At 47.3% G+C, this 12,385-nt stretch carries 12 protein-coding genes and 7 tRNA genes; 2 read left to right on the top strand and 17 right to left on the bottom strand.

Annotated elements, in window-relative coordinates:
- Window positions 1-13 precede the first annotated feature (13 nt).
- Window positions 14-271, bottom strand: coding sequence for a post-transcriptional regulator (locus JO375_RS05145; RefSeq protein ID WP_229523445.1), 258 nt, complete (start codon window positions 269-271; stop codon window positions 14-16).
- A gap of 307 nt (window positions 272-578) precedes the next feature.
- On the opposite strand from JO375_RS05145, the gene spoVB reads away from it, so the two are divergent.
- A complete protein-coding gene (gene spoVB, locus JO375_RS05150; protein ID WP_229523446.1) occupies window positions 579-2,162 on the top strand; it encodes a stage V sporulation protein B in 1,584 nt (527 codons plus the stop codon).
- On the opposite strand, the gene JO375_RS05155 is transcribed toward spoVB, so the two are convergent.
- On the bottom strand, window positions 2,159-2,932 hold the full coding sequence (locus tag JO375_RS05155) for a DUF421 domain-containing protein (protein ID WP_229523447.1): 774 nt from the start codon (window positions 2,930-2,932) through the stop codon (window positions 2,159-2,161). The two genes, spoVB and JO375_RS05155, sit on opposite strands and share 4 nt — an antisense overlap.
- Window positions 2,933-3,137: 205 nt before the next feature.
- On the opposite strand from JO375_RS05155, the gene JO375_RS05160 reads away from it, so the two are divergent.
- Complete coding sequence (locus tag JO375_RS05160) at window positions 3,138-3,527, top strand: TIGR04086 family membrane protein (RefSeq protein WP_229523448.1); 390 nt, start codon at window positions 3,138-3,140, stop codon at window positions 3,525-3,527.
- Window positions 3,528-3,618: 91 nt separating this feature from the next.
- Here JO375_RS05160 and yajC read toward each other — a convergent pair whose 3' ends face one another.
- The 15 genes from yajC to JO375_RS05235 all read right to left on the bottom strand — a co-directional run bounded on the left by yajC (window position 3,619) and on the right by JO375_RS05235 (window position 12,298).
- Complete coding sequence (gene yajC, locus JO375_RS05165; RefSeq protein ID WP_229523449.1) at window positions 3,619-3,957, bottom strand: preprotein translocase subunit YajC; 339 nt, start codon at window positions 3,955-3,957, stop codon at window positions 3,619-3,621.
- A gap of 35 nt (window positions 3,958-3,992) precedes the next feature.
- Entirely contained in the window at window positions 3,993-5,132 is a 1,140-nt protein-coding gene (gene tgt, locus JO375_RS05170; protein ID WP_229523450.1) for a tRNA guanosine(34) transglycosylase Tgt, read from the bottom strand.
- 20 nt (window positions 5,133-5,152) lie between these two features.
- Window positions 5,153-6,181, bottom strand: a complete 1,029-nt coding sequence (gene queA, locus JO375_RS05175; protein WP_229523451.1) for a tRNA preQ1(34) S-adenosylmethionine ribosyltransferase-isomerase QueA — start codon at window positions 6,179-6,181, stop codon at window positions 5,153-5,155.
- A 7-nt stretch (window positions 6,182-6,188) separates the two neighbouring features.
- A complete protein-coding gene (locus JO375_RS05180) occupies window positions 6,189-8,279 on the bottom strand; it encodes a SpoIID/LytB domain-containing protein (protein WP_229523452.1) in 2,091 nt (696 codons plus the stop codon).
- Window positions 8,280-8,446: 167 nt separating this feature from the next.
- Complete coding sequence (gene ruvB / locus JO375_RS05185) at window positions 8,447-9,454, bottom strand: Holliday junction branch migration DNA helicase RuvB (protein WP_229523453.1); 1,008 nt, start codon at window positions 9,452-9,454, stop codon at window positions 8,447-8,449.
- A 50-nt stretch (window positions 9,455-9,504) separates the two neighbouring features.
- Window positions 9,505-10,119, bottom strand: coding sequence for a Holliday junction branch migration protein RuvA (ruvA, locus tag JO375_RS05190; protein ID WP_229523454.1), 615 nt, complete (start codon window positions 10,117-10,119; stop codon window positions 9,505-9,507).
- Window positions 10,116-10,619 (bottom strand): crossover junction endodeoxyribonuclease RuvC, encoded by a 504-nt coding sequence (gene ruvC / locus JO375_RS05195; protein WP_229523455.1) that lies wholly within the window; start codon window positions 10,617-10,619, stop codon window positions 10,116-10,118. The genes ruvA and ruvC overlap by 4 nt, the downstream gene beginning before the upstream one ends.
- A 230-nt stretch (window positions 10,620-10,849) precedes the next feature.
- Window positions 10,850-11,554, bottom strand: a complete 705-nt coding sequence (locus JO375_RS05200) for a BofC C-terminal domain-containing protein (RefSeq protein WP_229523456.1) — start codon at window positions 11,552-11,554, stop codon at window positions 10,850-10,852.
- A gap of 113 nt (window positions 11,555-11,667) precedes the next feature.
- Window positions 11,668-11,741 (bottom strand) — tRNA-Pro (locus tag JO375_RS05205).
- Between the two features lie 7 nt (window positions 11,742-11,748).
- Window positions 11,749-11,828 (bottom strand) — tRNA-Leu (locus JO375_RS05210).
- Between the two features lie 12 nt (window positions 11,829-11,840).
- A tRNA-Arg gene (locus tag JO375_RS05215) sits at window positions 11,841-11,917 on the bottom strand.
- 5 nt (window positions 11,918-11,922) lie between these two features.
- Window positions 11,923-11,997, bottom strand: a tRNA-Gly gene (locus JO375_RS05220).
- 33 nt (window positions 11,998-12,030) lie between these two features.
- Window positions 12,031-12,106, bottom strand: a tRNA-Lys gene (locus JO375_RS05225).
- A gap of 17 nt (window positions 12,107-12,123) precedes the next feature.
- Window positions 12,124-12,200 (bottom strand) — tRNA-Asp (locus JO375_RS05230).
- 24 nt (window positions 12,201-12,224) lie between these two features.
- Window positions 12,225-12,298: transfer RNA gene (locus JO375_RS05235), tRNA-Met, on the bottom strand.
- Window positions 12,299-12,385: the final 87 nt, after the last annotated feature.

Consider the following 12,385-nt stretch of genomic DNA (forward strand, 5'->3'; position numbering starts at 1 on the left):
AAAAGGCTCCCTTCTATTCGAAAGTGGAGCCCCGCAATGCGGACATTGTCAAATAGTTCATAAAACTCGTCGCTTTAAGGGAAAGTATATCGTTAACGAGCTTGTGCAGTGGAGGAATGCCCTCCTTTTCATATTTATAGCTGACGCAATTCCACACGTCTCTACTTGTGACATGTTCATAGCCTACGAGAACCAGCTCGTCCGCCTTGCTTTGACATAGCATCTCTATAGCGTCATCCCAATCCTGCTCATCCAGCTCTTCCATACCCACGGTGGTCGTTCCTCCCTCCCGGCGACTCCCTTTCCACAAATCAGCAATTAGCGGGGTTATTGACTGCTTTTATAGAACACTTCTATCCTGATTCTGGAAAATCCTTCTTTTTCGTTGAAATTAGCTGTAATTCAACAATATATGCATTCAATTCGCTCGTCAATAGCAGAATTCACCACTTCTCTCCCGCCGCCTGAATTGCCCTGATTGGATCAGAAAAGCTTGTCATGAATATGGACAGGTTCGGCATATCTTCTAAAGTAACGCATAGACGCTGAATTACATTTTGGGGAAGAGGGAGTTGCGATTGAAAAAGCAGACATTCATCCATGGAGCAATTATTTTATTGGCAGCGGGAATCATCAATCGGCTACTGGGCTTTATTCCGCGAATCGCACTCCCGCGTATTATCGGGCCCGAAGGAGTTGGCTTATATCAACAGGGGTATCCCTTTTTTATCGTACTGGTAACTTTGATTACCGGAGGAATTCCACTGGCGGTAGCCAAGCTTGTGGCCGAAGCCGAAACTGCGGGACAACCTGAAATGTCACGTCGTATTTTATACACCAGCCTGCGGTTCACCGTTGTCCTGAGTCTGCTCGCGATGGTGCTTTGCCTTGTGTTCGCCCCGTGGATCACAAACCACATTCTGACTGACAGTCGTGTGTATTATACATTTATTAGCATGAGTCCAATGATTGTCATCGTTGCTGTTTCCTCTGCATTTAGGGGCTATTTTCAGGGAAAACAAAATATGATCCCCTCTGCGAGCTCTTCGATTGCCGAGACCGTTATGCGCATATTTTGCGTCATTTGGTTTGCATACTTGCTGCTTCCATATGGTGTTGCCTACGCTGCTGCGGGAGCCATGCTCGGTGCATTGGCAGGTGAACTGATTGGGATGGTTGTGCTTCTATGGCAATACGCCATGAACCAGCGAAATGACTCTATGCTTCCTGCACCGAAGACACCTTTCGCCTCTAAGGCTCATTCCGGGGGGATGTCCGTTTTGTCACGTCTTATGTCTATATCCGTTCCCGTAACGGCAGGGAGGCTTGTCGGTTCTTTATCCTATTTGCTTGAGTCTATTTTGTGTATGCGCAGCCTCTCTGCAGCAGGTGTTGCTACTGGAATCGCAACCGCACAGTATGGAGCCATGCAGGGTATGGTCATTCCGGTGTTATTACTGCCGGGTGTCCTCACCAGCTCATTGGCCGTGTCACTCGTTCCTTCCTTATCTGAAGCCGCTGCCAAGGGACACATGACAGCCATTCACAAACGTTTGCATCAATCCATTCGACTTGCTTTGGTTGCAGGAGCCCCTTTCGCCGTTATCATGTACGTGCTGGCAGAGCCTTTATGTCTATTACTCTACAACAATGGCGATATTGCAGGCATGCTTAAACTTATGGCGCCTTTCGCGCTTTTTATGTACATCCAGGCTCCGCTCCAGGCATCACTTCAAGCGCTGGATCGTCCCGGAAGTGCTTTATTCAATACCTTTGTCGGAGCCGCTATCAAGATTGTGCTTATTGTTTGGCTGGCCTCTCAGCCTCAGTATGGTATTTATGGGGCTGTTATCGCCATTTGTATCAACAATGCCATTGTTACCCTTTTGCACGGCTTCAGTGTAAGCAGACTGCTGCATTTTCGCGTGCGTTTGCTTGATTTCTGGAAGACCGGAGCTGGCATGATCATTATGGCAGCTGCAGTATTGTATGTCTACAGACATCTTGTGATGTTCGATCCTATCTGGCTTCAATTTATTTTTGCCTCAGGGGTGGGAATTATACTGTACCTCTTTCTAATGACTTCAATCAAAATGATTGACTGGGACGACCTTACACGCATTCCCATCCTGAGAAGGTGGTTTAAGACCAAAGAAATCTAATCCGAGGAACAGACCGGCGGCGTAATATACACTTGACCTTTATGGTTGACCGTGCATAAGAAGACATCTTTAAAATCTTTGTGTCCCTTCGCTTGAATCTGATTTTTAAGCCAAAACCGGTTCATATCCATCCGTTCCAAATTTCGATCCAGCACCTTGCCGTCCATAATTAATGGAATGGGCAGGCCCTCATATCTAAATTTCCCGCCGATTTGGGGTGTCGGATGAACTTTATTCACCTGTTGCTCATTGTGTATCAATTCTTTTTGACTTAGATCCTGTTTCATGGTTCCCTGCTCAGCAGCAATATCTTCATCATCCTTGCTTATCACCGTGAGCTTGCCTGTAGTTTCCAAAATAACATACTCCACTTCATCCAGACTTTCTATATTTTGCTCACGAAGTTGTAACAACAAATCATCCAGATTGTAGCGTTGCTTAACCATCTCGTCCTTATATAATTGTCCATTGGAGTACAGTACACTGGGCCGGCCATCAAACAACAGGCGCAAGCGCCGGCTTTTAAGACTGAAATAGGACATTCCAATCTGTAAAATTAACAGCACCCCTAAAGGAACTAATCCTTCATACAGCGGACGTTTAATATCCTCCAGACTAAATACCGCAATTTCCGCAATCATAATGGAGATGACGAGATCAAAAATGGACAATTTTCCGATCTCTCGTTTACCCATCAAGCGCATCACTAAATATACGATAAAATACATGAGCAGCGTTCGAAAAATATGAGTATAAATATCGTGACTCAATACATTCGCCTCCTCCCCTGTACTTTGTGACAAAATGTGAGTTGTTCATGTACCGTATTCTGACCGTTCCTCACTTGACTCATTCCAAAAACAAATGGCTAATTTATTGAAATAAAGAGAAAGACTGCTTGCGACGTGGTACTAAGCTGTGAGGCTTGGCCATAGAATGATAATAATTCAAACCTTGGTACAGGAGGAATTATCCATGGAGCTTATTCGTCGCTGGTGCTCATTTCGTCTGGCCCATCCCATTTTTTCAGGCTTGTTTTATGCTTTTGCATGGATGCTGCTTGGTGCATTGCTTCTTTCCCTGCTGTTATGGCTGACGCAGTTGCAGGAACAGGACTTATCCCTGTATACGTACATCGTTCACGCATTCGCAATACTGTCTGGCGGCTTTGTCGCTGGCAAAAGATCCACGAACAAAGGTTGGTATCAAGGCGGCATTACAGGCATCCTGTATGGACTAATTGTTCTTTTGGTCGGTTTTCTGGCACTGGATGCGGGCATGAATGGCCAGGACCTGCTGCACTTAGGAATTGCCTTTGTCATAGGTGCGGGGGGCGGAATGTTCGGAATTAACCTGAGCAAATAATCACAATGCAAGGTGTGGCCCATGTAACAAAGCAGCACAAAAAAACCGAGCCTCCTAAAGGCTCGGTTTTCACATGGTAATAGACACCATCTTATGGCTTGGCAACAGCTTCCTCAGATGCTGTCTCTTTTACAATGGCATTGCTAATGGCACTTCGATCAAAAGTCAGCTTAGTTACATCATTTACACGCAAAACGACTACATCGTCTGTAATCTCCACAATTGTACCGTGAAGACCCCCGATTGTTATTACTTTGTCACCCTTTTTCAAAGCTTGAAGCATCGCTTGACGCTGTTTTTGTTTTTTTTGATTCGGACGAATCAGCAAGAAATAAAAGATTACAAACATCAGAGCCAGTGGCCAGATCATTTGGAACAGCCCTCCATTTCCTCCACCGGGTGCAGCCGCAGCTGTAGCAAATTGAAACACGTAAAATCCCCCTTTAGTATACTCTCACCTAAAACTTAAAAGCCTTTAGCATTATCATGAAGACCATACTGCTCAAAAAATTCATCGCGGAAATCAAGCAGCCTGTCATCCATAATCGCTTGTCTGACATTACGCATCAGCTGGATTAGGAAATGCAGGTTATGATACGTTGTCAGTCTTAGCCCGAAGGTTTCGTCTGCCTTGATCAAATGCCGCAAGTATGCACGTGAATAATTGCGACAAGTGTAGCAATCACAAGCAGGGTCAAGCGGACCAAAGTCCCTGGCATAGTTGGCATTACGAACAACAAGACGGCCTTGGCTTGTCATCGTTGTGCCGTTGCGGGCAATGCGTGTTGGAAGTACACAATCAAACATATCCACGCCACGGATAGCGCCTTCAATCAAGGCGTCCGGCGAGCCTACGCCCATCAAATAACGCGGCTTGTTGGCAGGAAGCAGAGGAACCGTATATTCCAGCACTTCATACATCAGGTGCTTGGGTTCACCTACACTCAGTCCACCAATAGCATACCCCGGGAAATCCATGGAAGTCAAATCCGCCGCACTTTGCTTGCGCAGATCTTCATGCATGCCTCCCTGTACAATAGCGAAGAGTCCTTGGTCATGAGGACGTGCATGTGCCTTCAGACAACGCTCAGCCCAACGGCTGGTGCGTTCCAGCGACTTCTTCACATATTCATACTCAGCCGGAAATGGCGGACATTCATCGAAGGCCATCATAATATCCGAACCGAGTGAATTTTGGACGTCCATCGCCACTTCTGGTGAAAGAAACTTCTTATCTCCATTTAGGTGAGAGCGAAAATGAACGCCTTCCTCCGTAATCTTACGCATTTCGCTTAAGGAAAACACCTGAAATCCACCGCTGTCCGTCAAAATGGGACGATCCCAGTTCATAAACTTGTGCAGCCCGCCTGCTTCACGAATAATATCATGACCGGGACGAAGAAACAGATGATACGTATTGCTCAAAATAATTTGAGCATCCATTTCCTTCAATTCCTCAGGACTCATCGTTTTAACGGTAGCTTGTGTCCCTACGGGCATAAAGGTCGGTGTCTCTATCACTCCGTGAGGTGTATGAACACGCCCGAGGCGTGCCCCCGATTGCTTGCAGGTTTTAATGTGCTCGTATCTTATTGCTGGTGCCATATTTTCTCTACCATCCTTAATTAATAAATGAACATCGCGTCCCCGAAGCTAAAAAACCGATATTGACGGTCAATCGCCTCCTGGTAAGCATGCATAATATTATCTCTGCCCGCCAAGGCACTAACCAGCATAACCAGCGTGGATTTAGGCAAATGGAAATTCGTAATCATTGCATCCACCACACGGAATTCATAACCTGGATAAATAAAAATCTGTGTCCAGCCGCTGCTAGCTTGTAAAGGTCCACCTGCGAATGCATGGCCCACCGTCTCCAGCGTTCGGCAACTGGTTGTCCCTACGGCGACAATTCTTCCGCCCCGCGCTTTGGTTTGATTCAGCACATCCGCTGTTTCCTGCGACAATGAGTAATATTCTTCGTGCATTACATGCTCTTCAATCGTATCGACGGACATCGGTCTGAACGTCCCCAAGCCGACGTGAAGTGTGATAAAGGCAATGGAAACGCCCTTCTCCCTAATTTGGTCTAGCAATTGTTCTGTAAAATGCAATCCTGCCGTTGGAGCCGCAGCAGAGCCTTCATGCCTGGCATAAACGGTCTGATAACGCTCGCGATCATCTAGCTGCTTCTTGATATAGGGTGGAAGTGGCATTTGTCCAAGACGGTCCAGAATCTCTTGAAAAATACCTTCATAAGAAAATGAAAGCACTCTTCCTCCCATATCACCTTCTTCCTCAATGACGGCTTTCAGTTCCTCACCGAAGATGATTACAGCTCCCTTTTTCAGCTTTTTACCAGGTTTCACCAATGCTTCCCATCGGTCCCCCTCCAATTGCTTAAGCAGCAACACCTCAGCCTTGGCTCCAGTGTCTTCCTTGATGCCAAACAAGCGCGCAGGAATCACTCGCGTATCATTCAGTACCAGCGTATCCCCTGGATTAAGATATTGCACAATATCCGAAAAGGTATGATGTCCCACTTCACCGTTATGCTTGTTCAACGTCAGCAATCGGGAAGCGCTCCGCTCCAGCAAGGGCGTCTGTGCAATTAATGTTTCGGGTAATTCAAAATCATAGTCGTTTACGTTCATATATTGGTCAGTCCTTAACTATATCCACATTTTTGTAATAGTGTTGCAAAATTTTCTTGTAATCATACCCCTGCTCGGCCAAACCGTTGGCTCCCCATTGCGACAGGCCCAGTCCGTGACCGTTCCCTTTGCCTGAAAAAATAAAGCTTTGCGTTTTATCAATGACGCGTGCATGGCGATCTCCATTCATAACAATCAGCCCGTTGTCGCTGAAAGTGTCGCTCCCGGATGCTGACAGTACCTGCGTTCCTTGCGCGCCGCTTACGTGAGATGTAGCCCCATCAGCGCCTAGTACAGTATAACTGTCGGTACTCGCAATATCAAACAATGTGCTGGGCAATCCCCCCATTGCTGAGCGATACATATCAGGATATTTTACCTTTAAAGGCGACCCGTTGGCCTCAACCTCAAGCACACGCCCTGAGGGACCACGTTTGATAACGTCCAGATAATTAATTGAGGATGGCACAGTTCCCGTTACCTTCCCTTGCAGGGATTTAGCAATCTGTGCTGATGTAAAAGGTCCCCGCACCCATGCATAGTCTCCGGATTGAGGCACCTTCTCCAACACAATCATCTCTTCACCCGGTTGAACCTTGGCTATTGGTGCAACGGTTGATTGGATTTGTGGAATAGGCCGCACATTGGTGTTTTCCGCAGTTACTGTGATTTTGTCTAACCCTGACTCTGTAACACCCTCCAGCTCCTTGGCATTATCCTCACGAATGTAACCCGTCTTACCGCTGGAGAGAAGTACATGATACCACTGCTGTGCGCCTTTTTGCGCTGAAGCATCTCCCGAACTGTCTACACTGGCGAATACTTCACCACTACTGTTCCATACCTCGGAGGCATCTGCGGTTACACCGCCAGCATTTGATGAAAATACGGCTTCGACCACTTTGCCACCACTTTTAATGACTTCACCAGCCGTCGCATCTACAGCCTCGCTGACATTCGCATGCTCCGAGCTTTTGCCGTTGTAAGCCTGGCTCAATGTCCCATCCACTACATTACCGATCTGAAACCGATTGCCTTGGGCAAGTGCATAGCTGCGAGCCGCCACCGCCTGAGCCTTGAGGGCTTCAACCGGCCATGAGGAATAGACCTCAGCTCCTACCACGGAATACAAATACTGCTCCAACGGTACTTCATTAACAAGCGCCAGCTGCCCTGACGTCATGCTAACCTCCATATCGCCACGATATGTACGCTGTGATCTTTCAACCACTTGAATTCCATTGTTGCCGCCGTTGACCGTCACCTTGCTGTTGTCAGATCCACTCAGCATGTAATGGGACATCGCCTGCGAGCCTGTTGTTACACCTGCTTCTTGTCTGATTATGAGCCCGGTTTGAGCACTGACTTTAGTTAAATTAAGTTTAGGCTGCTTGTTTTCCAACTCTGATTTCAAAGCCGCCAGCTTATTGTCATTGCTTTCTTCTCCAACCCACACAGCATACTGACCTCTGGATTGAATCACAGTAAAAGCATCAAAGCCTGCAGCCGCGATGGTTGCACGAACGAGGTTTGCCTCCTGCTCGCTTCCATAGCTTCCCACAGACCAGTGCATGTTTCCCTTAACCTCAGCCTGCGCTCCGGTTACGGAAGAAATTCGCTGCACTGCAGCTTGTGCTGTCTGTTCACTTGCATAGCTTCCCGCATACACCTGATAAACAGAGCTGCCGTTTTTTGAACCTATAAAAACGGTTGGTTTATCATTAGTCTTTTGCAATGCTTGGGCCGCTTTTATCGCTGTGGCTTCATTGCCTTCAAGAACCTTCACACGATAGCTGTCTACACTAAAACGAGCTGTATTGTCCGGTAGCCCCAACCAAGCCTGAAAGCTCCCCCCGCTGTTCTGTCCGACACTTAGCCCTCCTGATGATTTCAAGGTTACAGCGGGAACTGTAGCTTTATATTTGCTGCCTAAATCTGCAAAGATCACTACACGAATATCCTCTTGAGCGGCGGCAGCATGAACACCTAAAGACCAAGGCAGACAAGCTGTAGCCAATACCATAATTACTGCTGCCCGTTTGGTCCGGCTCGCCCATGTACCGAAAATGGTTTTTCGGTTCAATGCTTTTTCATTCATTTCTGGCTCCCCCAATCTAGCTGTCCAGCATTCTTATTGCATGATTTAACGGGATTTCGACCCTCGTCTGTCCCTTTAAATACATCGGCGGGGCAATCCAAACATTGAACCCGCACCAATATTACTCACAACTCCTTTTGCATTTAAAAAGGTTACTCTCTTTTCAGTCATCGTGGATCTGTTGGCATAGGGATTCCAAGGTGGGCATATGCCGCCGGAGTCACCGTCCGTCCCCGAGGTGTCCTTTGTAAAAGCCCAATTTGAAGCAAATATGGCTCATACACATCCTCAATCGTCTGGCTCTCTTCACCGATCGTTGCCGCAATCGTATCCAATCCCACCGGTCCGCCCCGGAATGAATGGATCATCGATTTAAGCATTTTATGATCAATTTCATCCAGTCCGAGCGGGTCTATCTGAAGTCGCTTCAGCGCCTCCGCGGCCAGTTCTGAATGAATAATACCGTCTCCGGCAACTTGAGCAAAATCACGCACCCTCTTTAGCAATCGGTTTGCAATCCGGGGTGTCCCCCGTGAACGCAATGCGATTTCTTCCGCTGCATCCCCCACAATCTCAATCTCCATAATATCTGCGTTTCGAGATACGATGTAGGCCAGCTCGTCTGTCGTATAAAACTCTAACCGACTGATAACACCAAAACGATCACGCAGCGGCGCAGAAAGCAGCCCAGCGCGTGTAGTAGCCCCTATAAGGGTAAAGGGTGGCAAATCCAGGCGAACCGATCGCGCACTCGGGCCTTTACCAATCATAATGTCCAGTGCAAAATCCTCCATCGCCGGGTACATGACTTCCTCCACCGTCCGATGAAGGCGATGGATTTCATCAATGAACAAAACATCACCTTCTTGGAGATTGGTCAGCAGCGCCGCCAAATCTCCGGGTCTTTCAATCGCAGGCCCTGAAGTGGTACGCAAATTTACTCCCAGTTCATTGGCAATAATGTTGGCGAGGGTCGTCTTACCCAATCCAGGTGGACCGTATAACAGTACATGATCCAGCGCTTCTTTGCGCATTTTGGCCGCTTCAATGTATATTTTCAAATTATCCTTAACCTGATTCTGCCCGATATATTCATTAAGATAACGGGGGCGAAGGCTTAGCTCCGCCGACTGGTCTTCCATCATCAAATTGGCGGAAATAATCCGATCTTCCATTTTCCATCGCTCCTCTTTACACCAGACTTCTGTTAACGGACATCAGCGTCCTATCCGGCAAACAACAGCTGCAAAGCCCGTTTCATCAAAATATCGGCAGAATCGTCAGGTTTTGTATCCTTCTTCATTCTGCTCCATACCTTATCCAGCTCTGCATCTGTATAACCAAGTGCCTTGAGCGCCTCACGCGCCTCGGCCCAATATGAACCTTCGCCCTCTTCCGTGACAGGCTCTGCAAACAACCCGGTCGCCATCCCCAGCGAGCCGATCCCGTCCAGCTTGTCTTTCAAATCCAAAATCATGCGCTGAGCCGTCTTTTTACCGATGCCCGGTAATTTGGTGAGAAATGTGATATTTTCCTGATAAATCGCCGTTACCACATGAGCAGGCGTACCGCCTCCCAAAATGCCAAGTGCCACACGCGGTCCAATGCCAGATACATCAATCAGTTTTCGGAATAACTGCTGTTCCTCACGGGTTGCAAACCCGAACAACGAAATCGCATCCTCCCTTACATGATGGTGAATGTAAATGACCACAGGCCCTTTTGTTTTGGCAAAAGCGTAAGGATTAGGACAGAACACCCGATAGCCTACTCCCTGCACATCCAAAACGACATATTCATTTTCCTGATGAACCACAGAACCACGCAAGAAATCTATCATTTTCGCAATACCTCATTTAATTTTGAATTTAGTCCATAGGAATGCGCATGACAAATAGCCACCGCCAAAGCATCCGCTACATCATCCGGCTTAGGCACTGCTTGAAGCTTTAGAAACATTCTAACCATTTCCTGTACCTGCTTCTTCTCCGCCTTGCCATATCCTACAATAGCCTGCTTAACCTGCATTGGCGTGTATTCTCCTATGGGGAGATTACGCTGCTTGGCAGCCAATACCAACACACCACGCGCCTGACTTACTGACATAGCAGTTGTAACGTTGCGATTAAAAAAAAGCTTTTCCAGCGCTACCGTATCAGGCTTATATTTATCGATTAATTGCAGCATGCCTTCATACACATGAAGCAGCCGTTCTTCTTCCGGTGTATGGGCCTCTGTCTGGATGCACCCGTACTGCACAGGAACCACCTTATTGCCAATCTTGTCCACAAATCCGAAGCCCACAATAGCAATACCCGGATCAATTCCTAGAAAACGCAAAAAAATCTCTCCCCTACCGCTAAACCATGGCGTTAACTATCCATAAGCAACTTCATACTTAATGCATTTATGGCTAAATTCATACAAAGCGAACATATGTGTCGTTCACTCCATTATAACAAAACTTTGCATCTAATAGAGGAAAAAATTTAACCCTGGCTGAAAACATAAAAAAAGAGACGTTGCAAGCATTACCTCATCAGTAATACTTTACGTCTCCTTGTCTCTCATCAATAGTGATGCTTTAATACTCTCTGTGTTCGTTCCACCGCAAAATCACTGAAGGTAGAGATTACACTATTGTACTCATTCATATCCTGTACACGGATTCCCTGCTGAAGCTGTTCATATACTCCTTCTGGCAAAGCCGTCTCCATAGAGTCCACGTCCAACTGAAAAAAAGTTCGTATCACTTTCTCCTTTTTGGGAGGTCCCTCAAATAAAGTGAGCTGTCCATCTTCACTTAACCCCATGTAACCGCGCTCTTTACATGCTTCTGATAAATCTTCCACCCTCCGCTCCAGCCACACCTCTCCCTTATTATTCAGACGTCCCTTCCAGTCAGGATGTTGCTTCATTAAATTTTCCAGCTGCTGCGAGTTTAGCGTCCCTAAGGAAAGGGTTTCCGTGCCGCACACGTAGCTGGTCAACAGCCGGGTGTTCCGGCTTATACCCGAAGCACGAATAGTTTGCAATACTTGCATCTGTGAGGAGCGATCTTCAGCTGGGGTTGTGTATGAAGATTCCTCCATATCAACTTGGGCCATAACGGCAGTAGCGAGTGGCTGTGACAGTATAGCCTGCATATGACGTGAAAACAGGATGCCCGCTCCTGCAAGCAAACAAGCCATTCCAAAAATGGTACAGGCCCATATCATTTTTCTCCCTTGTTTCCAACGCCGCTTCATTTGTTTTTTCCAACTTAATCGCTTCACAATAATCCCTTCCGTCCCACTTTTTTGTGTTAGTGTGACCTGGCGATTACTGAATTATACAAAATATATAAATACAAAAAAAAGCCGCTATTACAGCGACTTTCCTTTTTAAATCGGGATGACACGATTTGAACATGCGACCCCCTGGTCCCAAACCAGGTGCTCTACCAAGCTGAGCTACATCCCGAAATAGATGCCGGTGAGAGGACTCGAACCTCCACGGTTTCCCTCACGATTTTGAGTCGCGCGCGTCTGCCAATTCCGCCACACCGGCTTATGAAGTTAATGGCGCGCCCTGAGAGATTCGAACTCCCGGCCTTTTGATTCGTAGTCAAACGCTCTATCCAGCTGAGCTAAGGGCGCAAATATGGAGCGGACGACGGGAATCGAACCCGCGACCCTCGCCTTGGCAAGGCGATGCTCTACCGCTGAGCCACGTCCGCAATATACGATATTATAACATATCATTTCATGAATGGTGAGCCATGAAGGACTCGAACCTTCGACACCCTGATTAAAAGTCAGGTGCTCTACCAACTGAGCTAATGGCTCCCAACAGGGTATATAAATGGCGGAACTGACGGGATTCGAACCCGCGATCTCCTGCGTGACAGGCAGGCATGTTAGGCCTCTACACCATAGTTACAGAGGCATTTCCATTGGGAAATAATTGCGGAGGCAGGATTTGAACCTGCGACCTTCGGGTTATGAGCCCGACGAGCTACCGAACTGCTCCACCCCGCGACATTAAAAGTAATATGAATGGTGGAGGCTGAGGGGATCGAACCCCCGACCCTCTGCTTGTAAGGCAGATGCTCTCCCAGCTGAGCT

This window comes from Paenibacillus farraposensis (assembly GCF_020736845.1).
Taxonomy (GTDB): Bacteria; Bacillota; Bacilli; order Paenibacillales; family Paenibacillaceae; genus Paenibacillus; species Paenibacillus farraposensis.

Coding starts and splice junctions, on each gene's coding strand:
- JO375_RS05160 (WP_229523448.1), top strand. CDS start 3,138: ATGGAGCTTATTCGTCGCTGGTGCTCATTTCGTCTGGCCCATCCCATT.
- tgt (WP_229523450.1), bottom strand. CDS start 5,132: ATGGCACCAGCAATAAGATACGAGCACATTAAAACCTGCAAGCAATCG.
- queA (WP_229523451.1), bottom strand. CDS start 6,181: ATGAACGTAAACGACTATGATTTTGAATTACCCGAAACATTAATTGCA.
- JO375_RS05180 (WP_229523452.1), bottom strand. CDS start 8,279: ATGAATGAAAAAGCATTGAACCGAAAAACCATTTTCGGTACATGGGCG.
- ruvB (WP_229523453.1), bottom strand. CDS start 9,454: ATGGAAGATCGGATTATTTCCGCCAATTTGATGATGGAAGACCAGTCG.
- ruvA (WP_229523454.1), bottom strand. CDS start 10,119: ATGATAGATTTCTTGCGTGGTTCTGTGGTTCATCAGGAAAATGAATAT.